Origin of the sequence: Pseudomonas batumici (assembly GCF_036585405.1) — a bacterium.
Classification (GTDB): domain Bacteria; phylum Pseudomonadota; class Gammaproteobacteria; order Pseudomonadales; family Pseudomonadaceae; genus Aquipseudomonas; species Aquipseudomonas batumici.
This window is the reverse complement of sequence record NZ_CP144470.1, coordinates 996,773-1,020,316: the sequence shown is the minus strand read 5'-3', so window position 1 is coordinate 1,020,316 and position 23,544 is coordinate 996,773. Positions and strand designations below refer to the sequence as shown.

General features: G+C 62.5%; 22 protein-coding genes. 11 read left to right on the top strand and 11 right to left on the bottom strand.

Annotated elements, in window-relative coordinates; genetic code table 11:
- Positions 1-27 precede the first annotated feature (27 nt).
- On the top strand, positions 28-2,277 hold the full coding sequence (locus tag NUH87_RS04195; RefSeq protein WP_338524885.1) for a bifunctional diguanylate cyclase/phosphodiesterase: 2,250 nt from the start codon (positions 28-30) through the stop codon (positions 2,275-2,277).
- Between the two features lie 47 nt (positions 2,278-2,324).
- A complete protein-coding gene (locus tag NUH87_RS04190; protein ID WP_338524884.1) occupies positions 2,325-3,059 on the top strand; it encodes a substrate-binding periplasmic protein in 735 nt (244 codons plus the stop codon).
- Between the two features lie 36 nt (positions 3,060-3,095).
- Here the strand turns inward: NUH87_RS04190 and NUH87_RS04185 are convergent, their stop codons facing one another.
- Both NUH87_RS04185 and NUH87_RS04180 read right to left on the bottom strand, forming a co-directional pair.
- Complete coding sequence (locus NUH87_RS04185; RefSeq protein WP_338524882.1) at positions 3,096-3,674, bottom strand: hypothetical protein; 579 nt, start codon at positions 3,672-3,674, stop codon at positions 3,096-3,098.
- Positions 3,675-3,680: 6 nt separating this feature from the next.
- The gene (locus NUH87_RS04180) at positions 3,681-4,109 is read right to left on the bottom strand and encodes a DUF3224 domain-containing protein (RefSeq protein WP_338524881.1); all 429 of its coding nucleotides are present in this window, start codon (positions 4,107-4,109) and stop codon (positions 3,681-3,683) included.
- A gap of 139 nt (positions 4,110-4,248) precedes the next feature.
- On the opposite strand from NUH87_RS04180, the gene NUH87_RS04175 reads away from it, so the two are divergent.
- Positions 4,249-5,079: a helix-turn-helix domain-containing protein gene (locus NUH87_RS04175; RefSeq protein ID WP_338524879.1), complete on the top strand. Its 831-nt coding sequence runs from the start codon at positions 4,249-4,251 to the stop codon at positions 5,077-5,079.
- A 10-nt stretch (positions 5,080-5,089) separates the two neighbouring features.
- Here the strand turns inward: NUH87_RS04175 and NUH87_RS04170 are convergent, their stop codons facing one another.
- Positions 5,090-6,031: a LysR family transcriptional regulator gene (locus NUH87_RS04170; protein WP_338524878.1), complete on the bottom strand. Its 942-nt coding sequence runs from the start codon at positions 6,029-6,031 to the stop codon at positions 5,090-5,092.
- Positions 6,032-6,238: 207 nt separating this feature from the next.
- On the opposite strand from NUH87_RS04170, the gene NUH87_RS04165 reads away from it, so the two are divergent.
- The gene (locus NUH87_RS04165; RefSeq protein WP_338524877.1) at positions 6,239-7,204 is read left to right on the top strand and encodes a quinone oxidoreductase; all 966 of its coding nucleotides are present in this window, start codon (positions 6,239-6,241) and stop codon (positions 7,202-7,204) included.
- 76 nt (positions 7,205-7,280) lie between these two features.
- On the opposite strand, the gene NUH87_RS04160 is transcribed toward NUH87_RS04165, so the two are convergent.
- The 5 genes from NUH87_RS04160 to NUH87_RS04140 all read right to left on the bottom strand — a co-directional run bounded on the left by NUH87_RS04160 (position 7,281) and on the right by NUH87_RS04140 (position 13,798).
- Positions 7,281-9,668 (bottom strand): exo-beta-N-acetylmuramidase NamZ domain-containing protein, encoded by a 2,388-nt coding sequence (locus tag NUH87_RS04160; RefSeq protein ID WP_338524876.1) that lies wholly within the window; start codon positions 9,666-9,668, stop codon positions 7,281-7,283.
- Positions 9,620-10,891: a putative glycoside hydrolase gene (locus NUH87_RS04155; RefSeq protein ID WP_338524875.1), complete on the bottom strand. Its 1,272-nt coding sequence runs from the start codon at positions 10,889-10,891 to the stop codon at positions 9,620-9,622. Before NUH87_RS04155 ends, NUH87_RS04160 begins: the two co-directional genes overlap by 49 nt.
- Complete coding sequence (locus tag NUH87_RS04150) at positions 10,888-11,700, bottom strand: polysaccharide deacetylase family protein (RefSeq protein WP_338524874.1); 813 nt, start codon at positions 11,698-11,700, stop codon at positions 10,888-10,890. Before NUH87_RS04150 ends, NUH87_RS04155 begins: the two co-directional genes overlap by 4 nt.
- 206 nt (positions 11,701-11,906) lie before the next feature.
- Complete coding sequence (locus NUH87_RS04145; RefSeq protein ID WP_338524873.1) at positions 11,907-13,133, bottom strand: pyridoxal phosphate-dependent aminotransferase; 1,227 nt, start codon at positions 13,131-13,133, stop codon at positions 11,907-11,909.
- Positions 13,133-13,798 carry an RraA family protein gene (locus NUH87_RS04140; RefSeq protein ID WP_338526721.1) on the bottom strand — a complete coding sequence of 222 codons (666 nt, stop codon included), beginning with the start codon at positions 13,796-13,798 and terminating at the stop codon, positions 13,133-13,135. The genes NUH87_RS04145 and NUH87_RS04140 overlap by 1 nt, the downstream gene beginning before the upstream one ends.
- Positions 13,799-13,918: 120 nt before the next feature.
- Between NUH87_RS04140 and NUH87_RS04135 the strand changes: the two genes are divergently transcribed.
- From NUH87_RS04135 to chrA, 3 genes are all read left to right on the top strand, one after another.
- The gene (locus NUH87_RS04135) at positions 13,919-14,812 is read left to right on the top strand and encodes a LysR family transcriptional regulator (protein WP_338524871.1); all 894 of its coding nucleotides are present in this window, start codon (positions 13,919-13,921) and stop codon (positions 14,810-14,812) included.
- Between the two features lie 150 nt (positions 14,813-14,962).
- Positions 14,963-15,781, top strand: coding sequence for an alpha/beta hydrolase (locus NUH87_RS04130; RefSeq protein ID WP_338524869.1), 819 nt, complete (start codon positions 14,963-14,965; stop codon positions 15,779-15,781).
- A 167-nt stretch (positions 15,782-15,948) separates the two neighbouring features.
- Positions 15,949-17,307: a chromate efflux transporter gene (gene chrA / locus NUH87_RS04125; RefSeq protein WP_338524867.1), complete on the top strand. Its 1,359-nt coding sequence runs from the start codon at positions 15,949-15,951 to the stop codon at positions 17,305-17,307.
- 72 nt (positions 17,308-17,379) lie between these two features.
- Here chrA and NUH87_RS04120 read toward each other — a convergent pair whose 3' ends face one another.
- From NUH87_RS04120 to NUH87_RS04110, 3 genes are all read right to left on the bottom strand, one after another.
- Complete coding sequence (locus tag NUH87_RS04120) at positions 17,380-18,516, bottom strand: nickel/cobalt efflux protein RcnA (RefSeq protein ID WP_338524865.1); 1,137 nt, start codon at positions 18,514-18,516, stop codon at positions 17,380-17,382.
- A gap of 7 nt (positions 18,517-18,523) precedes the next feature.
- Complete coding sequence (locus NUH87_RS04115; RefSeq protein ID WP_338524863.1) at positions 18,524-18,823, bottom strand: metal-sensing transcriptional repressor; 300 nt, start codon at positions 18,821-18,823, stop codon at positions 18,524-18,526.
- 168 nt (positions 18,824-18,991) lie between these two features.
- Positions 18,992-19,894, bottom strand: coding sequence for a LysR family transcriptional regulator (locus NUH87_RS04110; protein ID WP_338524861.1), 903 nt, complete (start codon positions 19,892-19,894; stop codon positions 18,992-18,994).
- A gap of 117 nt (positions 19,895-20,011) precedes the next feature.
- Here NUH87_RS04110 and NUH87_RS04105 point away from each other — a divergent pair, with 117 nt between their 5' ends.
- Genes NUH87_RS04105 through NUH87_RS04090 form a run of 4 tightly spaced genes read left to right on the top strand, consistent with a single transcriptional unit; the run spans position 20,012 to position 23,516 of the window.
- Entirely contained in the window at positions 20,012-21,202 is a 1,191-nt protein-coding gene (locus NUH87_RS04105; RefSeq protein ID WP_338524859.1) for a CoA transferase, read from the top strand.
- A gap of 15 nt (positions 21,203-21,217) precedes the next feature.
- The gene (locus NUH87_RS04100; RefSeq protein ID WP_338524858.1) at positions 21,218-22,186 is read left to right on the top strand and encodes a hydroxymethylglutaryl-CoA lyase; all 969 of its coding nucleotides are present in this window, start codon (positions 21,218-21,220) and stop codon (positions 22,184-22,186) included.
- The gene (locus NUH87_RS04095) at positions 22,183-22,578 is read left to right on the top strand and encodes a VOC family protein (protein ID WP_338524857.1); all 396 of its coding nucleotides are present in this window, start codon (positions 22,183-22,185) and stop codon (positions 22,576-22,578) included. Before NUH87_RS04100 ends, NUH87_RS04095 begins: the two co-directional genes overlap by 4 nt.
- Positions 22,575-23,516 carry a D-2-hydroxyacid dehydrogenase gene (locus tag NUH87_RS04090; protein WP_338524855.1) on the top strand — a complete coding sequence of 314 codons (942 nt, stop codon included), beginning with the start codon at positions 22,575-22,577 and terminating at the stop codon, positions 23,514-23,516. The genes NUH87_RS04095 and NUH87_RS04090 overlap by 4 nt, the downstream gene beginning before the upstream one ends.
- Positions 23,517-23,544: the final 28 nt, after the last annotated feature.

The following is a 23,544-nucleotide window of genomic DNA, read 5'->3' as shown; positions in this document are numbered from 1 at the left end:
GATTGCAGGCATGAAGTGGTAAAGAAAATGGACTCTGGAGTCGGATTGATCAGTGGTGAAGAAGCCGAGCGCTTGAAGGATATCGAGCACCGGTTGCTCTCGATGTCGGTCAATGCCACCCGCTCGGCCACCTGTATCGTCGATGCCGAGGGGCACCTCATTTATGTCAATGACGGGTTTGTTCGATTGCTGGGCTATGCCCGTGAAGAAGTGATCGGTCAGTCACCGCTTATATTCTTTGCCTCGGATACGCGAGCCAAAGCGTTTGCGCAGCAGGTGCTGGAAAAAAACCTCGGCGGTCAATCCAATGAAATCAGCGCGCTGATCAGCAAGCGTAATGGCCAACGGCTATGGCTGCATGTTTCCTCGACGCCGGTGTTCGATCATCAGGGCAAGGTCGAAAACATCGTGATCGTGTTGACCGACATCACCCGGACAAAGCTGCATGAGGTGCTGCAGGACAAGATCATTGGCGCGCTGTTGAAAGAGGCGTCGCTGGAGAGCGTGCTGACCTTGCTGTGTCAGGAGATTGAACACATCGCCCCCGAGGTAGCGGTCTCGATCCTCAGTGTGGACCAGGCGGGCATTCTACACCCCTTGGCCAGCCCGGGCCTGCCGACGGACTACTCCAGGGCGATCGAGGGCTTGTCAATCGGCCCGGCCAAGGGCTCCTGCGGTACGGCGGCCTACAGGGGCGAGCCGGTCCTGGTCACGGATATTCACCACGATCCGCTCTGGGCCGAGTTCCGGGCCCTGGCGAAACTGTCGGGTTTCCAGGCGTGCTGGTCGGTTCCGGTACGCAACGGTGCGGGACGGGTTGCTGCGACTTTTGCGCTCTACTTCCGGGAGTGTCGCGGCCCCGATCCTCTGCATATGCATCTGGTGACGGCGGGAATCCACCTGTGCATGTTGGCGCTGGAGCGGGAAGAGGCCCGGCAGTCCATTCGCCGAATGGCCTTTTATGATGCATTGACCGGTCTGCCCAATCGCAATTTCCTGCTGGCCCAGGCCGAGCGGATCCTGCTCGAAGTGGCTGAAGAACAGGCCGAGCTGGCGGTCCTGTTTGTCGACCTGGACCGTTTCAAGCAGGTCAACGATGCCCTGGGGCACGCCTCGGGGGACGAACTGCTGCAAGTCATGGCGCAACGGCTGCGCAGCGTGCTGCGGGAGTCGGACATTGTCGGGCGTTTGTCCGGGGATGAGTTCGTGCTGGTGTTGCCACGGATGAACGCCACCCAGGTCACGACCTTCCTTGAACGGCTGATGATGATCCTGAGTGTCCCGGCAACCATTGCCGGGACGGCGGTGGTGGTGTCGGCCAGTATCGGCATCAGTCTGTTCCCGGAGGACGGGAGTGATATGGAAAGCCTGCTGCATTGTGCCGACATCGCCATGTACCAGGCCAAGCGCGTCGAACGCGGCAGCTTCAGTTTCTTTCTCGAAGAGATGAACAAGATTGCCCAGGAGCGCTTGATGCTGGAGACGGCCTTGCGCAAGGCCCTGGCCGGTGACGGGCTGCATCTGGTCTATCAGCCGCAGGTCGATCTGCGCAGCGGACGCCTGGTCGGTGCCGAAGCGCTGGCGCGCTGGGTGCATCCGACGCTGGATCATATTGCGCCCAGCCGATTCATTCCCCTGGCCGAGGAGTGCGGGCTGATCAATGCGCTGAGCCAATGGGTGTTACGGGAAGCTTGCGAGCAATTGGCGCTGTGGCGTCGAGAAGGATTGGTGGTCCCCTCCTTATCGATCAACCTGTCGCCGATCAACTTCCACAACCGGAACCTGGCCGAGTTGATCGACCGGCAATTGCAGATTTGCGATTTGCAGCCCGGCGACCTGTGCGTGGAGGTGACCGAAGGCGTCTTGTTGTCCAGTAGCGCAGGCACCGAGCAAACCATCCGCGATTTGCATGCCTTGGGGGTGCGCCTGGCGATTGATGACTTTGGCACCGGTTACTCCAGCTTGGGGTATTTGCGGCGTCTCCCGATCAGCGAGTTGAAACTGGACAAGAGCTTTGTCGACGACCTGGAGCGCGACGCCTCCTGCCGCGCCCTGAGTGAGTCAGTCATCGGTATTGGCAAGGGACTTTGTTTGCCGGTGGTGGCGGAAGGGATCGAGCACGCCGCCCAGCGCGATATCCTCATGGCCCAGGGATATGAGGTCGGGCAAGGCTATTTCTTCTCGATCCCTCTGCCGTGCAAGGCGTTCGCGCAATGGGTCATGGCGCGCGAGGCCGGGTTCCGTGCGGAGGTGGAGGACGAGGTGCGAGACAGCTAGGGGACGGCTGTCATAAACTGAACGGACCATTACGTTGAGGTGGCTTCATGAGGTTGCTGTTCGGTTGCGTGCTGTCTTTCCTTGCTTTCTCGGCTACCGCAGCCGATCTGCGCATGCTGACCGATAACCATCCGCCCCTGAATTTCCAGCAGGGTAATGAGCTGGTGGGGTTCGGCGTTGACGTGGTGCGCACCCTGGCACAAAGCGCGGGCGATCAAGTGCGTATTGAGCAAGCCCCCTTGCTTCGAGCCTTGCAAGTCGCCGGCACTGACTCGGATACGGCGGTCTTTACCGTGTTGCGTACTGCCGAGCGCGAGTCTCACTACCTGTGGGTCGGCCCATTGATGGAGGTTGAAACGGCACTCTATGCAGGCTCCGCAAAGGCGCAGCCAGTGCTCAACCTGCAACAAGCCGGCGCTGTCGACCGGATCGCAGTGCCGCGTAAATGGCTGGCCTACGATTACCTGAAAAAGCAGGGGATGAAAAATCTGTATGGCGTGGACACCCCAGAGCAGATGATGAAGTTGCTACGTCTGGAGCGAGCGGATCTGATCGTCGCGGATACGCTCACCGTCGCCACACTGGCTCGCGAGGTTGGACTTGAGCCCAACGCACTGCACTACCAATTGCCACTGATGACGCAGGGCGCCTATATCGCCTTCTCCCCGCAGACGGACGCTCGCCTGGTTGCACGCTGGCAAAGCGCGCTCGATGAGATGAGCCGTGACGGGCGCCTGCAACAGCTGAAACAGCGTTGGCTGATTGATCACGTCACCAAGTAACCGGAATGACCTGCGCTTACAGGCCCTCTGGTTTTTTCAGTGCACGCCGCGCGCCGCATCCCAGATGTCCTGCACGCCTAGATTGGCATGCCAGGCTTCGAATTGGGAGCGCCATTGTTCGAAGGGGGGACCCAGCGGATGACGAGGGTCGCCGCTCAGTGAGTACGCCATGCCTTCGATCAGCCATTTTGGCTGGGTGGCGACTGCCAGGTTTCCGAGCGTTTCCGCCTGTCGATAGTGGATCAGTTCGTGAGCCAGATAGAACGCTTTCCAACCGCGAGGGGCGACGATCAAACCCACATTCCCAACGGCGGCTGCCGCGCGTTGTCCAAGTCCAAAGGATTCAGCGCAGGCATCAGTCGTGCAAAACACGACACGAGGGACGCTTCGAAATGGCCCGACGGCAGTGGCGGCCGCTGCATATCCTTCGTCGTACAGTCGTTGGGCGTCGCCCAATTGCGCAACGCTGTCCGTGCAGATATTCGGCAGTGGGCAAGTGACTTCCGGAATGATCAAGGGGGCAACGACTCGGAGCGGTTTCACGAACGCCAGCACGGCGGCGGGTAACGTCAATACGGTGATGGCCGATATCAGGATTATGCGTTTCAGCTTCATGACTATTCAGCGCGCTGGCATGAGTTGATAGTTGAACAGATAGTAGTGCTGCCCATCCCGAATATCTATTTCCATCGTACCGCTGAGTCCCTCCAACTCACCGGTACCCGAATCAGGTACGACCTGAACGGTCAGTGTTCGCTGGCCTCTGTCCATAATCCCCCAATGCATCAACACAAAGCTGCCTGGCCTTCCCGCCAGATGGCCCTCGACCCGCTCCATCGCCACATAGCCGGCCGATCCCGGGGTTGTCGAGAGGGAGGCAAGCATCTCTCCCAGACTATGAGCCTCCAGGTCCCCCTGAAACGTTTTGTGTATGGCCTTTCTACTCAGTTGAGCGGCCTCGGTACCTGGCGCAACGGAGTGGCTGGGTAGTTGGACGTCGAACGTTCCCTCGGCTTGCATGCTGTCATCCCCATGAAAAGTCCAGGTCATGCTGAACCGGACCCTGTTGTTGTCGACGCCAATCCCTCGACTGTTTACAGTCAGCCTCTGTCGGGATCAGCGGCCTGTTTGACCGGTCCACACAGTAGGACCTGTCCCTGATTTGCATTGGAGCAGATGGCAACCGAAGATGATTGGAAAAACACGACCGGCAGCGACTGCTATCTCGGAGCCCGCCCGAGGCGTCCTTAATCAACGATTGAAGGGGCCGCAGTTCACTCACCTTCGCGAGGCACCATCAGGCCAGCTGGCGGAATGGGTCGAACATTATTGGCATGTCAGCTGGAATCTTGATGATCAGCCGGCACAGCAACAGGAAACCCTGCCTCACCCCAATGTGCATCTCGTTGTGGAAAGGGGTCAGGCCCATGTATGGGGACCTCGTCGCTCCCGTTTCAGCAAGACGCTGTCCGGTAACGACTGGGCGTTTGGCATCAAGTTTCGTCCCGCCGCATTCCAACCTTTTCTGGGTGGACCGGTCAGCCGCCTGGCTAATCTATCGATCCCGGCCTCCGAGGTCTTCGGGGCGCTGATCGACAGGTTGGCCGAGCACCTCGAATGTCCGGGGATGGCCAGCCTGTGCGAGCAGTCGGAAGCGTTGCTCTGTGCCTGCCTGCCGCAACCCGATGAGCGTGTACAACGGCTCAATGACCTCATCGCCCAAGTCGCGTCAAACAATGGCCTGACTACGGTGGCACAGCTCAGTGAGCTGTCCGGTTTCAGCGAGCGGCAGTTACAACGCTTGTTTGCACACTACGTGGGTGTCAGTCCGAAGTGGGTGATTGCCCGATACCGGTTGCATGAAGCGCTGGCCCTGCTGCAGAGCGGTGAAGCCAGGCCGGGGACAGAGCTCGCGCTCAAGCTGGGTTATTTTGATCAGGCACACTTCATCAGAGACTTCACTCGGATGGTCGGCCTGGCGCCCGCGAAATATGTCCAAACACACACCGATGGCCAGTGATCGATTCAGCCTATGTGCGGGGGGCATGGATCGGTCGGGTCGCCCGTTGCTCTTCCGGAAGCGCCTCGAACAGCTGCACCATCCAATCGACGAAAACCCGTAGACGTGCGCTCAAGTGCCGGTTCGGCGTGTAGATGATCGAAATGGGCACCGAATCGGTCGGCCAGTCGGTCAGCAACGGGACCAAGGTACCCGCGTCGATATGAGGCTGGGCGACAAGACGCAGGGTATGCAGGATGCCGAGCCCGGCGAGTCCGGCTGCCAGCGCGGCATTCCCGTCATTGACCGACACGAGATAGTGGCCCTGCACGGTGATCTGCTGCGCATCGGCGTTGAGCACGATCGGCGATTTACGCCCGGAACCGGCATAGACGTAGCGGACCAAGGTGTGTCCGACCTCCAGATCCGCCGGGAACTCAGGCGTCCCGTGCTTTTTCAGATACTGCTGGGTCGCGCACAGGACAAACGGCAGATCACCGAGAGGGCGTACGACCAGCGAGGGATCCGTGACATTGCCGGCGCGCACGGCGCAATCGACCCGGTCGTTGATCAGGTCGATCGGCCGATCACTGGCGCCAATGTCCAACTGCAACTCAGGGTAGCGCTCGTGGAATGCCGGCAGCGCAGGAATCACCAACTGGGTGGCGATCATCGAGCCCATGTCGACCCGTAGTCGACCGCGGGGGCGCCGTCGAGCACTGGTCAGGTCTGCTTCCGCTTCCTGCCACTGCTCCAGGATGCGTGACATGCGTTCCTGATACGCCGCCCCCTCGCTGGTCAATGCGACGCGCCTGGTTGTCCGATTCAACAGCTTGACTTGCAGGTGCGCCTCGAGCACCTGGACCAATTTCGTCACCGTGTTGCGTGGCAGTTCCAGCGAATCCGCCGCCTTGGTGAAGCTGCCGGTTTCCACCACACGTATGAAGGCGCGAACGGCGCTCAGTTGGTCCATGGCATCTCTCGAATCAGTTCATGGGGGGGCTGCTCATTATCACCTAAACAGGAACACTGGTGCGCCAAAGCTGACATTTATCAGTATGGTTGAAGACAATAAGATCAGTGCCATACCCGCTGGCGCGCTCTGGAACGCAAGAGCGGGATGAAAGATCGATGCCCGGCTTGGCCGGCATTCCAACCTTCATTGAATGCGAGAAAAGTCATGGCACAGCATATTCGTATTTCTAAAACCGGAGCCCCCTCGGTCCTGCAGCATGAGAACGTCGAAGTTGGCGAACCCGGTGCGGGTCAAGTGCGGCTCAAGCAGGAAGCCGTTGGCGTCAACTTTGTCGATACGATGTTTCGAGACGGTACCTTCCCGGTGCCGCTTCCCTTCACCCCCGGCGTGGAGGGCGCGGGTGTCATCGAGGCCGTTGGCGCAGGTGTCACCCATGTGAAGGTCGGGGATCGGGTCGGCTATTGGTTTGCGCTGGGTGCCTACGCCGACGAACGCCTCGTCGAGGCCGAGGCTCTGGTGAAGCTGCCGGCGGGGGTGTCGAGCGAGCAGTCTGCTGCGATCTTCACCAAGGGCTTGAGCGCGTGGGCATTGGTCAAGCAAGTCCATGTCGTGAAACCGGGCGAGACCGTGCTGGTTCACGCCGCGGCGGGCGGCGTAGGGTCACTCGTTGCATTGTGGGCGCAAGCACTCGGTGCGAAGGTCATCGCAACGGTTGGGAGCCCCCACAAGATGAAGGCTGTCCGCGAGCGTGGCATCGAACATGTGCTCGACGTCAACGATGCGGATCTGGTCGCCAAGGTGAGGGCGTTGAATGGCGGTCACGGTGTCGATGTCGTCTACGAGCTTGTCGGCGCGACGACTTTCGCCGCATCGGTGGCGTCGGTTCGCGACGGGGGTGACCTCGTGCACCTGGGCAACGCGTCGGGACCCGCGAAGGTCGACAAGGCGGCCCTGGCGGCGCGCGCCATTCGTTATGTCCAGCCCGTCACCGGCCAGGTGGTGAACAGTCGCGCGATTCTGGATACTGCGAGCCGGGATCTCTTTGCTGCCCTGCAGGACGGCATCTTCGGTCAACTCCCCATCACGCGATACCCGCTTCGCGAGGTTGGCCGTGCCCATGAGGACATCGCGGCGCGGCGGGTGACGGGGTCGGTGATTTTGACGCCTTGAGTGCTTCCAAAGGCCGGGCCTTGGTTTCAGCCCGGACCTCGGCGGTGACGGATAAACGCCTCCGGCGTCGCCGAGGTCAGTAGTACAAGCTCTCCTGCCGCAGTTGCGCGAAGTGCTCCAGCGCTGTGGCATCGAGCGCCTGCGCCGCATCAGCCGTCGCGCCGTCGTGAATCGCTTGCCACACGGCCTGCGAGCCGACTGACGCGCGGGTCGCCGCCAGATCGAAGGTGTCGGGATAGAGCGCGTGCAGGGTGGCGAGCAGCGTCAAGCCCAGGCTGGCGACGGGGTGGGGTAGGGATGTCGTGTCGCGCGTGATGCTCACGCCATGACAGAGCCTGCCGCGCCAGGTTGACTCGGTGGGAACGAAGTCGACCGCCTCGAAATGCGCGCCCGTATCAAGCGCATTCAGCGCGTTGGCAAGTCGCGTCGCGTCGATCCACGGCGCGCCGATCCACTCGAACGGATGCGCGGTACCACGGCCCACACTCAGGTTCGCGCCTTCGAGCAAACCGATATCCGGGTACAGGTCCAGCTGGGGCAGTGTGCGCAGGTTCGGCGACGGCGGCACCCAACCGAGACCGGTGTCGGCAAACGTCATCGCACGGCGGTACCCCTGCATCGGCACGACGCGCAGATCCGCACCGATGTGCTTGTTGCGATTGAACAGATTCGCCAGTTCGCCGAGCGTCATGCCGGGTACCAGCGGCGCCGGGAAATAGCCGGTGAACGATTCGCGTTGGCTGTCCAGCACCGGCCCGCCGAAGCGCTGCGCACCGAGCGGGTCGGGCCGGTCCAGCACAAACAGCGGGATGCCACGCGCTGCCGCGGCTTCGAGGGCATAACCCAGTGTCGTTTCATAGGTGAAGAAGCGTACGCCGGCATCCTGGATATCGAAGACCAGCGCATCCAGTCCACGGAGCGAATCGCTCGGGAAGCGCCGCGTCGCGCCGTAGAGACTGTGTACGATGAGGCCCGTCGCCGGGTCGGGCACGTCGCCGACCCGCTCGTCCATGTCGGTGTTCAGCCCATGTTCCGGCGAGAACAAGGCGGCCAGGGTGACACCTGGCGCGTGGGCGAGGACGTCAACGGTGCGCCTGCCCTCGGCGTCGAAGCCGCTGCGATTGGTGAGCAGGCCCACGCGCAGGCCGGCAAGCGGAGCGAACTGCTGAGCTTCAAGCACGTCGATGCCGGCCTGTACCGGGCCAGTCGAGGTCGGCAGGCGCTCGGCGGCCCGCAGCGTCGGCAACGCCGACGGCAGCAACCGGCCGATCTGCGCGGCGCCCATCGGCGGGGTCCGGCTTGCCAGCAGCGCGAGCAACTGCGAACGCAATGGGCGGGCATCACCGCCGCCGCGCGGATACACGCGGTTGCTCAGGATGACCATGAACTGATGGGTCACCAGATCGACCCACAACCCCGTACCGGTATATCCGGTGTGGCCGATGACGCCGATCGGCGGCAGGCGATCATGGTTCGACACCAACGGGGCGGCCAGTTCCCAGCCGAGACCGCGCCAGGGTACGGCCGAGAGCGGCGGGGCGGCAGCGGCGAGTGCGGCGATGCTCTGCGGTTGCAGAATCCGTGTGGCGCCCGCGTGTCCGTCGTTCAGCAGCATCTGGGCGAAGCGGGCGAGGTCGTCCGCCGTGGAAAACAGCCCGGCGTTGCCGGAAACACCGTCCATCCATTGGGCGGTCGGATCGTGCACCTGACCACGGCGTACGCGGCTGCTGTCGGCGAGCGTCGGCGCGGTGCGTGCCGTTCGCCCGGCGTCCGGCAGAAAGAGCGTGTCGCGCATGCCCAGCGGCGCGAAGATGTGAGCCTGGCAATAGGCGTCGAGCGGACGCTGGCTGATGCGTTCGACCAGTTCGCCGAGCACCACGAAATTCAGGTCACTGTAGATGACCCGTTCACCCGGCGCGCTGCGCGGGCGCTCTGCGGCAATCGCCTTCAATACGCCTTCGCGGCCCGGTTGCGTGGGTCGCGCAAGCAGGTCCGGGCGTAGCCCTGAGGTGTGGGCGAGCAGGTCATGCACGGTCACCGCGTCCTTGCCGTTCGCCGCGAAGGCGGGCCAGTACCGCGTAACGGGGGCGTTCAGGTCGATGCGGCCGGCTTCGGCCAGTTGCATGATCGCCGTGGTGGTGGCGATGACCTTGGTCAGCGAGGCGAGATCGAACTCGGTGTTCAGCGTCATCGGTTCGCGGTCCGGGAGGGTCGCGCGCAGTCCGAAGGCTTCGCGGTAGAACACGTGGGTGGCGTCCCCGATCAGGACCACGGCCCCCGGAATGCGCCCGGCGGCGATCTGTCCCTCGACGATCTGCGTGGCCTGCAGGCGCGCCGCCGTATCGAGATCGGCGGCACCGGCAAGTTGCGCCGTCGCCATGGCGCCCAGCAGCGCCCAGTGCTTCAGCACGCCGATCAGTGCTGCGGTAAATCGGCGGCGTTGTAGTGATTGTGCGGGTTCCATAACATCCATCCATCGCTGTCGGCGGCGTCGGCGGCCTGTATCTGCGCATTGATCGCCGTGGCATCAAACACGCGATGATCGAACGCATAATCGCGAAAGGCCTGTAGCCACGGACGAAAGCGCACGCCCGGCAGGTGGGTACGCTTCACGGCCTCTGCCAGGGAGCGCCTGATGATCTGGCCGGGATCGGCGACCGGGTCGCTCAAGCCCGGCAGGCCCCAGCCGAAACCGGACGGGTAGAGCATCGGCGAAATATAGTCGAGCGGCGCACCGAGCGTTTCGAGTTGCTGGCCGATCGCGGTATCGTCGAGATTCCAGCTGACGTAGCCGAAGATATCCGCGGAGACGAACACGTTGTAGGGCGCCAGGCGCGTGCGTGCGTTCTGCAGGAAGCCGACGATCGCCGCCGTCCGGTTGCGCCGGGTGTTCGGCTGGGCAAAGCGCAACCCACCCTTGTCGGGAAAGCGTACATAGTCGAACTGGATCTCGTCGAAGCCCATCCGTGCCGCCTCTTCGGCGACATCGATATTGTGCTGCCAGACGTCGTGGGAAAACGGGTCCATCCATTGCAGCTTCTCGTTATCGCGAAACGGTTCGCCTTCTGCGGTGTGCACGCTCCATTCCGGATGCGCATCGGCGAGCGGATCGTCCTTGAACACCACGATGCGCGCGATCAGGTACAGGTGTTGTGCATGCAGCCTGGCCAGCAGCGCCGGAAAGTCCCGTAACTGGGGCGCGCGCTCGACCGCCCGGGCCGCCGCGCCGATCTTCTCGCGGGCCACGCTGCGATACGCGGTCAGGCCACGATCGCCCTTGACGTCGATCACCAAGGCATTGATCAAGCCGTTGTTGGCAAGGCTGACGGCGTTGTTGCGCAGCGTCGCGTTGGTGACGCCGAACACCGACAGATAGACCGCCTTCGGTCGAAACGGGGTCAACACCAGCGTCACCGGCGTTTCGTCGGATACCGTCGCTTCCGTGCGCAGATAGCCTGGTGCGCGGGCTCCGATGCTCGTGACCGCCTGGGCGGTCTCGAATCGCCCGTCTTCGTCGGTACGGATCACCTCGGCAGTTGTCGTGACGATTGCGCCGACGACCGGGTTCTGCGTGCTTGAGTCGAGTACGACACCGCTGACGGCGAGGGCGCTTCGACCTATCAGCAGGGCGGCGATGGCGAGCAGTGCCGGGATTGCGTATCGCTTCAGTGGGCGCCGGAAGGTCATTGTGGGTTTCCTGGCGAGGGCATGGGTGGAGTGTTCGGTTCCCCGAGCAGGTGCGCGAACGCGTTGGCACCATAGGCATCGATCATTAGGAAACGCGGCAGTGCGAGTAACCGTGAGTGGCGGTCAGCCTTGCGCGCGTCCAGCGTAAAGGCGGCCACGTAGTGCTCGTCGGCGGCGAGCGCGATCAACTCGTCGTCGTAAATGCCGAACGGCCACGCGAGCATGTCGACCGGTGCACCGGTTTGCGCCTCGAGACGGCGGCGCGAATGGTCGAGTTGAGTGCGCACGAACTGCTGGAAATCCGCGGGTGTACGCTGTCTGCGCTCGACCTTGAAGTTGGGATGCCAGTAGGTGTGCGACTGGATGTCGATGAGCCCGGTCTGTTTCAGGGTGCGCAATTGCTCCCAGGTCAGCGCATAGGAGGCGTTCGAGATCGCCGACGGGTAGATGAACAGCGTGACCGGAAAGCGCTCGCGCAGCACGATGGGCAGCAGTTTCTCGAATACCGAACGATGCCCGTCATCCACCGTGATCACCGCCGGCTTTGGCGGCAGCGTCACATTGGGATCGCGCAGCCAGTCGACCACCTCACGCAGCGGGACGATCTGGTAGCCCCGCTCGTGCAGGACGCGCAACTGGCTCTCGAAGGTGCCCATGCGCACGGTCATCGAGTCGTCCGCCGTCTCCGAAAAGCGGTGGTAAACGAGGATCGCGACGCGCGGTTCGGCGCTCTGTGCGGCGCCGTCCGCGCCCCAGGCAAGCCCGCAGAGACATGCCAGCACGACACACAGCGTGAATTTTGCGCACATGCCGCAGCTCCTGCACGAGTCGTTTCCACTCGCGTCATCCATCTCGCGCAAGCGAGGCGCATCCAGTGTGCGTTGAGCGCGGCATCGTCCCGATGATGCAAATCAAAGCCGTGTGGCGCCTGGCCCGGAGTGTCGATTTGATCTACTTGAAGGTTAGCTCATGGTTGACAGCTCAAGGGCCTGAATCGGTTGTTACCGGTAGCTGATCAACGCAGGGCGCTGCAGAACCTGTGAATAGCTTCGCAGGCCTGGCGCAAGGCGGCATCATCCAGCGCATAGGCGATACGAATGTAGGGGCCGAGCCCGAACGCGCTGCCGTGCACGACGGCGACATCCGCTTCATCAAGCAGGGCGTGGGCGACCTCTTCATCGCCATGCAGCACCCGCCCGGCCGGGGAGGTGCGGCCGATCAGGCCGGCGCAGGAGGCGAAGGCATAGAACGCACCGGCCGGGCTCACGCATTCGAGTCCGGGGATGTCGTTCAGCAGTCTTACCATCAAGTCCCGACGACGCTGGAAAACCGCCCGGCTTTCGTGGATGAAGTCCTTGGGGCCCTCCAGTGCGGCGAGTGCCGCTTGTTGCGAGACCGAACTCGCTCCAGAGGTCTGTTGCCCTTGCAGCTTTTCCATGGCCTCCAGCAACCAGCGTGGTCCGGTGGCGAAGCCGATGCGCCAGCCGGTCATGGCATACGCCTTGGACACACCGTTCATGGTCAGGATCCGCGACGCCAGTCGTGGCTCCACCTGGGCCAGGGTGTGGAACGCCTGGTCATCGAAGATCAGGTGTTCGTAGATGTCATCGGCCAGGACCAGCACCTGGGGATGGGCCAGCAACACGTCGGCCAGGGCGTGCAGCTCATCCCGGCTGTACACCGCGCCGGTCGGGTTGGAGGGCGAGTTGAGGATCAGCCAGCGGGTCTGCGCTGTGATCGCGGCACCCAGGGCTCCTGCGGTCAACTTGAAGCCCGTGTCGGCGTCGCAGGTGACGATCCTGGCTTCACCGCCGCACAGTTGCACCATCTCCGGGTAACTGACCCAGTAGGGTGCCGGCACGATGACCTGGTCGCCCTCGTTCAGGGTGGCGGCCAGGGCGTTGTAGATCACCTGTTTGCCGCCGTTGCAGACCAGCGTGTCCTGCCAGGTGACGTCCAGTCCGTTCTCGCGGCGAAACTTGGCGGCCACCGCTTCACGCAGGGAACGTACACCGGCGACTTGGGTGTAGCGGGTGTGGCCGTGCTCGATGGCGTCGATGGCCGCTTCACGTACATGCCTGGGGGTATCGAAGTCGGGTTCGCCCGCGCACAGTGAAATGATCGTTGCGCCTTGCGCCCGCCGTTCCGCCACCCGGTCCATGATCCGGTAGGTCGCCGAAGGTTGCGCGCTGGCCAGGCGCTGGTTGAGACATTGAACCCGTTCCTGGTCTTGAAGATTCATCAGGCGTGCTCCGCGTGGATGGCTTCGAACTGGGTGTCGTGCATCACCTCGGCCACCGAGCGGCCGCTGCGGACCGCCTCGACCATGCCGTCCTGGCGGCGGGCAATACGCTCGCCCAGCGCGATCACCTGCTCGATGTGGGCCGAAGGCACGAACACCGTGCCGCAGTGGTCGGCGATGACATAGTCGTCCTCGCTGACAGCGACACCGGCCACGTCAATCGTCACGGCGGCGGCGATCTGCACCACGCGATTGCGCGCACTGATCATCGTCACGCCACGGCCGTAGACCGGATAACCAATCTCCGCGCTGCCGTCGATATCGCGACTGAAACCGTCGATCACCGTGCCGCGTACCTGCTTGCCGGACGCGGCATTGGCCAGGATATCGCCCCAGCAGGAAATGCCGTCGATACCGCCGGCAATCACCAGCACGCGGTCATCGCTGTGTATCTGCTCGACCACCGGGGTGATCAGGTGCACGGTGGGAGCGCTGCCGGACTTGGGCGCCAGCAGCACGGTGCTGGCCCGCCCGACGATTTTCGGGCACTGCCACAGCGGGCGCAGTCCCACCGTGGCGCCGGGCAGGTCGAGGAAATCGAGCGCATCGGACACGGTGTTGGTGTCCAGCGCCGCCAGGCGTTCCAGCAAACGCTTGTGGGTCATGTTCTGGTTGGTCATGGGAGAACCCCTGTGGTGACGGAGGTGCCCAGTGTCGGCGTGGCTATTCCATAGGTATATTACTAATCACAGAAGCGTTAGATACGCTGAACCTATGGATTCGCCATGATCAATTTCCGTCTGATTCGTCATCTCTGGTTGTTCCTGGCGGTGGCCGAGGAACAGAATTTCGGCCGTGCCGCCAAGCGTCTGGGGATGTCCCAGCCACCGCTGAGCGAGCAGATCCAGGTCCTGGAGCAGGCGCTCAAGGTCACGCTCTTCGAGCGTTCGCGGCGTGGGGCGAAACTGACCCCGGCCGGGGCCGCGATCCTGCCGGCGGTGCGCAAGTTCGCCGAGCAACTGGAACGCCTGGAACTGGCTGTGGAGGAGGCGGTGGCGGGGCAGTCGGGCCTATTGACCATCGGCGCGATCTCGACGGCCATGTTCGATGTGTTACCGGGCTTGATCGAGCAACTGAAGCGCGAATACCCGCACCTCACCGTGTCGGTGCGGGAAATCGACAGTGTCGAGGCCGTCCCGGCGCTGGAGGCCGGGGATATCGACCTGGCGTTCGCCCGTCTGGACGGTGACCTGGGCGCTTCGATCAAGTCGCTGCCGTTGACGGAAGATCGCCTGATGGTGGCGCTGCCCAGTGATCACCCGTTGGCTTCGCGCACGCGGATCAGCCTGTCGAGCCTGGCCAGCGAGCCCTTGGTGATGTTCTCGCGAAAAGTCAGCCCGGTGTATTTCGATAACTTGATTGCAACCTGCCGGGCCAGCGGTTTCTCCCCGCGGGTGTTGCATGAGGTGCGTTCTGTCGCTTCGCAGATCGCCTTTGTCAGCTGTGGGCAAGGCATCGCGCTGGTACCGGCGTCGCTGAAGAAACTGGCCCCCGACAATGTTGTGTTTCGAACGCTTGGCCAGAAGCTCAACGTTGTCACCACCGCGGTGGCGTGGAACGCAGGCAGGCCCAATCCGTTGGTGGAGGCGTTGATTGCCCGGTTTCAGGCCAAGGTGTGACCGGGAGGTTTTCCCGGGCTGATAGGTTTGGCGTATGAAAGCCTTCCTGAATCAGTCATTTACAGACGGGCTGGTCCCCTTGAAATTGCCGCCTGTGCCGTCGGCAGCCCTTGTCTGGGCGACAACCTTTTCGTTCAAGGAGTTATTCACGTGTCTTCGCCAGAAACGTTCATTCATACGCAGCTCCCGCTGACGGTAGAGGGTGTTCAACTGAACGTCGCCGCCCTTTATCGTGAGGGGACCTTGGCACCCATTGTGTTCCTGCATGGTTTTGGCTCGACCAAGGAAGACTATGCCGACATCGTGCAGCAGGCTGCCTTTGCCGGTCATCCCTTTGTCGCTTATGACGCGCCGGGGTGCGGTGAGAGCCAGTGCGCCGATCTGTCGAAGATCTCCATTGGCTTTCTGTTGCAGACCGCGTTGCAGGTGCTGGCGCATTTCGGCATCGAACGCTTCCATCTGGTCGGCCACTCCATGGGCGGACTCACCGCGTTGATGCTGGCCCATCAGTTCCCGGAGCGGGTACTGAGCTTCGTCGATATCGAGGGCAACATTGCCCCGGAAGACTGCTTTCTCAGCCGTCAGATCGTCGACTATCCGGCGGATGATCCCGAGGCGTTCTTCGCGGCGTTCATCGCCCGTACCCGACAGGCGCCGGCCTATGCCAGTGCGCTTTACTCGGCAAGCTTGCGGCATAAGGTGCGGGCCGGTGCAGTGCGCGGGATTTTCCAGTCGATGGTCGATCTTTCCGATAACGCCGACCTGATGGGCAAGTTCCTCGGACTGAAATGCCCGCGCCTGTTCATGTATGGCGAACAGAATGCTTCACTGTCCTACCTTTCGCACATTCAGGCCGAAGGTGTGCGGCTGGCGCCCATCGCGCAGTGTGGGCACTTCCCCATGTATTCCAATCCGATTGCGATGTGGCAGCAGATTGCCGATTTCCTGGGCGTCGGTCATCCAGGTTGAGGTTACCGGGGGAGGGGCGCGTGGAACTGTTGGGTGAGAGGGCACATTTTTGCCTTTCGAACGGGCAGGGCTTCGTGAAACCATGACCCACGACGACCATCCGTTGCCGGTTGCGAGCGCCATCTTCGACGGCCTGCTCGTAGCGTCTGTGAAAGAGGAACAACCCCATGAGCAAGGTTTCCCCGTCAATCCTTGAAGAGGACCTGCCAAGACCTGAGGCGATCAGTCTGCGCGAGGCGTTCTGGTTCTGGTTGAAGCTCGGTTTCATCAGCTTTGGCGGACCGGCGGGGCAGATCTCGATCATGCACCAGGAGTTGGTGGAACAACGGCGCTGGATATCCGAACGGCGATTTCTGCATGCCCTCAACTTCTGCATGCTGCTCCCTGGGCCGGAGGCTCAGCAGCTGGCGACCTACATCGGCTGGCTGATGCATAGAACCTGGGGCGGCGTGATTGCCGGGGGGCTCTTCATATTACCCTCGCTGTTCATCCTGATTGCCCTGTCCTGGATGTATATCGCGTTCGGCGACGTACCGCTGGTGGCGGGTCTGTTCTATGGCATCAAGCCCGCCGTCACGGCCATCGTGGTGCAGGCGGCTCATCGGATCGGCTCCCGAGCCCTGAAGAGCGGTTGGCTGTGGGCCATTGCGGCGGCTTCATTCGCGGCGATATTTGCATTTGATGTTCCCTTCCCGCTAATCGTACTGAGTGCGGCGTTGCTCGGTTACCTGGGCGGGCGCCTTGCTCCCGAAAAATTCAGAATCGGGGGGCACAGCGCGGCCAGGAAATCCTATGGCCCAGCCTTGATCGATGACGACACCCCGTCCCCTGACCATGCCCGATTCAGCGGGGTAAAACTGGTTCTGGTGGTCCTCGTGGGCGCTGCGTTGTGGGCGTTACCCATGGGAATCCTGACCGCACTCTTTGGCTGGGAAGGCACCTTGACCCAGATGGGCTGGTTCTTTACCAAGGCCGCGCTGCTGACATTTGGTGGTGCCTATGCGGTGCTGCCTTATGTCTACCAGGGCGCGGTCGGCCACTATGGATGGCTGACGCCAACACAAATGATCGATGGCCTGGCCTTGGGGGAAACCACACCCGGGCCGCTGATCATGGTGGTGGCTTTCGTCGGTTTTGTCGGCGCCTATGTCTCCAAGGTGTTCAGTGCCGATCAGGTGTTCCTGGCGGGAGCGCTCGCTGCCACGGTGGTGACCTGGTTCACCTTCCTGCCATCGTTCCTGTTCATTCTCGTGGGTGGCCCGCTGGTGGAGGCGACTCAAAACGAACTCAGGTTCACCGCGCCGCTGACCGGCATCACCGCCGCCGTGGTTGGGGTCATTTTCAATCTGGCGGTGTTCTTCGGCTATCACGTGCTGTGGCCCAAGGGGTTCGGCGGCACCCTCGATTGGCCTTCCGCGCTGATCGCGATTGCGGCAGCGATTGCCTTGTTTCGCTTCAAGCGTGGCGTGATTCAGGTATTGCTGGCATGCGCACTCGTTGGTTTGGCGGTGCACCTGCTGCGCTAGACTGCATGGGCAGCTACGTGGCGGCAGCGAATGCCGCCACGTAGCGGGTGAGTTGAAACACTCAAGCGCGCCTTATGCGTTCAAGCCGATCCAGCCATGGATACCCACGTACAGGCCGACGCCGATGATCAACACGCTGGACAGGTAGGGGGCTCGACGAGCAACGGTGCCCAACCAGGGCCAGCGGTTGGAAGCCTGCCTGGCGCCAATGGCCGCGGCAGCACCTACGGCAACCAGGGTGATTGCCAAGCCGATGCTGAAGCACAGGACGAGCATGCCGCCCAGCGCCACCTCTTTAACCTGGAGGCACAGCAACAGGACGGTAATGGCGGCAGGGCATGGAATCAGGCCGCCCGTCAGACCAAACATGACGATCTGTCCCGTGGTGACTTCGCGGTTGGTGAAGCGCTTACGGATATCGTTGGCGTGTGCACGCTCATGCGCATCCTGATAGCCATCAATCGACAGCTCCAGGCCTTCCAGCTCGGAATGCGCGTGCCCGTGATCATGTTCCTGGTACTCCAGGTCGTAATCGTGGGAGTGCCCCGCATGTCCAAGACTCAAGCGAGCGTTGAATTCATGCGGTTCCGGGATATCGACCGTTGATTCCAGGAAGCCCTCGCGCTCGACGAAAGCGAACGACTGAGTGCTACCGTCCGGACGAATGGTCGTCAGGCGAACATCCGAGGCGGACCAGGCATGGCCGGTCAAGGTCCTGAAGCGCCAGTGCGGTGGCATGCCTTCTTCGAAGATCGACAGTTCGATGCGGCCGTGGCCAGTATCGATTCGATGGGTTTCATCATGGTGACCATGGTCATGCTCTCCATGATGGTGGTGATCATCCTGCTCGAACCTGGCCATCCGCTCGCCGTGCCAGGTACGCCACAGCATCCAGAGCGCAATCGCGATGATCAGCGCGGAGGAGGCGAGCTGAAAGTAAGGCTCAGTGGTTTGGGCATCCAGACCTTTGCCCAGGTACATGCCGCCGATGGCGACCAGCCACACCACCGCCGTGTGCGAAAGCGTGGCGGCCAGGCCCAGCAACACGGCCTGTTTCAGCGTGCCCCGGATGGCGATGATGAAGGCGGCCATCATGGTTTTTGAATGACCCGGTTCCAGGCCATGCAGAGCGCCAAGCAAGATAGCGCTCGGGAAATACAGCCAGGCGTGTGAACCGCCTTGTTGCAAGAGTTCAGCTAAGTTGGGCATGGCAGACCTAGAGGTACTTGGTGATTTGTTTAAAGGCTTCCAGCGGTCCGCGCTCGCCGGTATTCAGCGCCGAAACGGTGTCTTCCAGACAGTGATCGATGTGATCCTGGATGAGCGTGCGCTTGGCCTGACACACCGCCTTCTCCACGGCATGCAGCTGCTGGGCGATGTCCACACACTCACGACCTTCTTCGATCATGGTGATGATGCTGCGCAGATGGCCATCCGCCCGTTTGAGGCGCTTGATGATCGCTTCATGGCTTTGATGGACGTGGGGATGGTTGTGTTCGTGTTCATGCTCGCTCATGAGGTGAGCCTCGGGTCTCAATGAATGGCGTAAATATACTATCCCCCACTATAGGATATGGTCAAACGCATTGAAGCCAGAAAGGACTGGCCATGGCCGCGTTGCGGCCCTTGATCCCGGCTACTCTCTTGTTGATTGAGCGCCGCCGAGCTGTATGTGGGGTGCATATCAGCCGCGCACGCTGCTCAGATATTCAAATAACTTGGCCGCCTCCGGAGCCAGTTGCGCCGCATCTTTGACCCCGACGAACAAAGTGCGCTGCGCCCAGTCATCGCTCAGGTCGACCGCCATCAGTCGAGTACCGAGCAATTCGCTGCGTACCGCTTGCAGCGGCAAGATCCCGATACCCAGGCCGGCTTCGATCATGCGGCAGATACCGTCGAAGCTGCTGACCTGGATGCGCACCTTGAGGATCTTGCCCGCACCCACGGCGGCGTCGGTGATGCGACGCAGCAACGAGCTGCCCTGGTTGAGCGCCACATAATCGAAACCGAGCGTGTCCGTGAAGGACAGGCTACGCGCATTGGCCAGTTCATGGCCGACGGGCACCAGCAACACCAGGCGGTCGTCACGATAGGGCAGGGTGTAGAGCCCCTCCGCTGGTACGTTGTCGGCAAAAATACCGATATCGGCACGCCCGCTTTCCACGGCTTGAATGATCGGTTCGCTGAGGGCTTCCTCCAGCCCGATACGCACGTTCGGGTTGGCCTGGAGGAACTGCGCCAGATCATCCGGCAGGAACTGGACCACGGCGGAAGTGTTGGCGCACAAGCGTACATGCCCGCGCACCCCCACCGCGTAATCACTGGCGTCACACGCCATGCGGTTCACACCTTCGAGAATGGTCCTGGCGTGCTCGACCATCCCTTGTCCCGCCGCTGTCAGTTCAAGTCCCCTCGGCAGGCGCACGAACAACGGGCACTGGGTCGTGCGCTCCAGTTCGGCCAGGCGTTTGCTGGCCGCCGAGACCGTCATGTTGGCCTTCTCGGCGGCCCGGGTCAGGTTGCCGGACTCGGCGGCGAAGATCAGCAGGCGCAATGACAACAGATCGAAATGCAGGGGATTGATCATCAAGGATGTCCGAGGCTTTCCATTCAGGAAAGGGTAGTGGCGAAATATGAAATTTTCATCTGCCCGGTTTCTGTCGATTATCCAGGTCACAAGTACTCGACAAGAACGGTAAACGTCATGGAATTACCTCTGCAAGGTGTCAAGGTCGTGGAGCTCGGTCAACTGATTGCCGGGCCCTTTGCGGCGAAAATGCTCGGTGAATTCGGTGCGCAGGTGATCAAGATCGAGCCGCCGGTCACCGGGGACCCGTTGCGTAAATGGCGCCTGCTGCACGACGGGACTTCCGTCTGGTGGGCCGCGCAGTCGCGTAATAAGCGCTCGCTGACCCTTGATTTGCGCCAGGCCGAGGCGCAACAGGTGGTGCGCCAGTTGGTGGCGGATGCCGATGTGCTGATCGAGAATTTTCGCCCGGGGACCCTGGAAGGTTGGGGGCTGGGTTGGGACACGCTGCACGCGCTGAACCCGAAGCTCATCATGCTCCGGGTCTCCGGTTATGGTCAGACCGGGCCTTACCGCGACCGTCCCGGATTTGGCGTGATCGGCGAAGCCATGGGCGGGCTGCGCCATCTCTCCGGCGAGCCCGGGCGCACGCCGGTCAGGGTCGGTGTTTCCATTGGCGACTCGTTGTCGGCCTTGCACGGGGTGATCGGGGTTCTGCTGGCCCTGCGTCACCGCGAGCAGAACGGTGGGCAAGGGCAGCAGGTCGACGTGGCGCTGTACGAGTCGGTGTTCAACATGATGGAAAGCCTGTTGCCCGAATACTCGGTGTTCAACGCCATTCGCGAGCCCGCCGGCAGCAGCTTGCCGGGGATCGCGCCGACCAACGCCTATCGTTGCCGCGACGGTGGCTTTGCCCTGATCGCCGGCAATGGTGACAGCATCTATCAACGCCTGATGGAGGTGATCGGCCGCCGTGACCTGGCGAGCGATCCCGACCTTGCGCAGAACGATGGCCGGGTGTTGCAGGTCGAGCGCATCGACGCCGCCATCTCCCAATGGACCGCACGGCTCGGCCTCGATGAAGTCCTGTCGATCCTGACCGAGGCGCGTATTCCCGCCGGCAAGATCTACAACGCCGCCGACATCGCCCAGGACCCGCACTACCGGGCGCGCGACATGCTGCTCGACAGCCGTCTGGACGACGGCACCGCGGTGACCTTGCCTGGCATCGTGCCCAAGTTGGGCAGCACACCAGGGCGCGTGGCGCACTCGGCACCGACCCTGGGCCAGCATACCGCCGAGATTCTCGGTGAGCTGGGTATCGACCCCGCGCAACAGGCCGACTGGCGCCAACGCGGCATCATTTGAACCCGAGGAATGTCCATGCAACGTCTGTTTTTGCAGGAAGTCGCCACCCGTGACGGCTTCCAGAACGAAGCGCGGTTTATCGAAACCGCCGACAAGATCGCCATGATCGATGCCCTCAGCCAGTGTGGTTTCGCCAAGATCGAGGTCACCTCATTCACCTCGCCAAAGGCCATTACCGCGCTGCGCGATGCCGAGGCGGTGATGCAGGGCATCCGGCGCAATCCGGCGGTGGAATACACCGTGCTGGTGCCCAATGTGCGCGGCGCCGAACGGGCCCTGGCGTGCAACATCGATGAAGCCAACCTGGTGATGTCGGTCAGCGAACCGCACAACCGCTCCAACCTGCGCATGAGCCGCGAGCAGTCGTTCGCCCAGCTCAGCGAAGTGTTCCGCGTGATCGGCCAGGCGCCGGTGGCGATCAACGTGTCGTTGTCGACGGTGTTCGGCTGCCCGATGCAGGGCGATGTGCCGGTGGGCGAGGTGTTGCACTGGGTCGAGCGCTTTGCCGAACGGGGCGCCCGTGGCGTGACCTTGTGCGACACCACCGGCATGGCCTATCCGAGCCAGGTCGAGGCGCTGTCCCGGGCCGTGCGTGAGCGCTTTCCGGCGCTGCAACTGACCCTGCATTTCCACAACACCCGTGGCATGGCCCTGGCCAATGCCCTGGCGGCCATCGACGCCGGTGTCGAGCGTTTCGATGCCTCCCTCGGTGGCCTGGGCGGTTGCCCTTACGCGCCGGGGGCCAGCGGCAATGTCTGCACCGAAGACCTGCTGCACATGCTGCAGTTGATGGGCTTCGACACCGGGGTCGACCTTGACCGTGTGCTGGCGATTGCCGCCCGGTTGCCGGGACTGGTCGGCCACGACATTCCCAGCCAGATCCTCAAGGCCGGCAAGCGCCTGGACCTGCACCCGATACCCGCCCATGTCGCCAACCTGGAAAAACAGGTGCCGTCGACCCGAACCCAGGAGCTGCAACCATGATCGACCATCTTGACCACCTGGTGCTGACCACTATCGACCCCGTGGCCGCCGAGGACTTCTACGTGCGGGTCATGGGCATGCAGGTGCAGACCTTCGCTGGTGGGCGCAAGGCGTTCACCTTCGGCCAGCAGAAAATCAACCTGCACGTGCGCGGCCACGAGTTCGAGCCCAAGGCGCACCTGCCCGTGCCGGGGGCGCTGGACCTGTGCTTCATCGCCTCGATCCCCCTCGATCAGGTGATTACACACCTGGCCCGTGTCGACTGGCCCATCATCGAAGGCCCGGTGTTGCGCACCGGGGCCACCGGGCCGATCCGTTCGGTGTATGTGCGTGATCCGGACCTGAACCTGATCGAGATCTCCGAGCCCGTACAACCGGAGCGTGCGGTATGAAGGTGGTATTTCTCGACAGCGCCAGCCTGCCGCTGGGCCTTGCGCGTCCGGCCTGGGTCAGCGACTGGCAGGACCGTTCCGATACGCCACCGGACCAGGTGGTGAACGCGGCCCGCAATGCCGATGCGCTGATCACCAACAAGGTACGCATCGGCCGAGCCGAACTTGAACAGTTGCCCAACCTGCGCTTTATCTGCGTCGCGGCCACCGGTTACGACTGTATTGACCTGGCGGCCTGCCGTGATTTCGGTGTGACGGTAAGCAATGTCCCGGCCTACTCGGCGCAAAGTGTCGCCGAGTCGGTGATCGCCTCGATCTTCGCCTTGCGTCGACAGTTGTTCGCCTACCAGGCGGCAGCACAGCGGGACTGGCCGACTTCGCGGCATTTCTGCGTCCATCGCGCGCCGATCCTGGATGTGCAGGGCAGTGTGCTGGGCATCGTCGGCCGGGGTGCTATCGGCCTGGCCACCGCACGCCTGGCGAGCGCCCTGGGCATGCAGTTGCTCTATGCCGAACACCGTGGCGCGATCCCGGTGCGCAAGGGCTACCAGGCCTTTGAAACGGTGCTGGCGCAAAGTGACGTGATCTCGCTGCACTGTCCGCTGAGCGAGCGCACCCGCCACCTGATCGGTGCCGCGGAACTGGCGCAGATGAAACCCGGCGCCTTGCTGATCAATACCGCCCGTGGGCCGTTGGTGGATGAACGCGCGCTGCTCGCGGCCCTGGACAGCGGCCGCCTCGGCGGCGCGGCCCTCGATGTGCTGGACCAGGAGCCGCCGGCGGCCGATCAGCCATTGCTCACCAGTCTCCATGCCAACCTGATCGTCACGCCCCATGTGGCCTGGGCCAGCCAGAGCAGCCTGCAACGGCTGGCCGACGGGATCCTCGGCAACCTGCACGGCTACTACTCGGGGAGCCCGATCAACCTCGTGTCGTAAAAGCTTCACCACCCAACAAGAAGGTCCG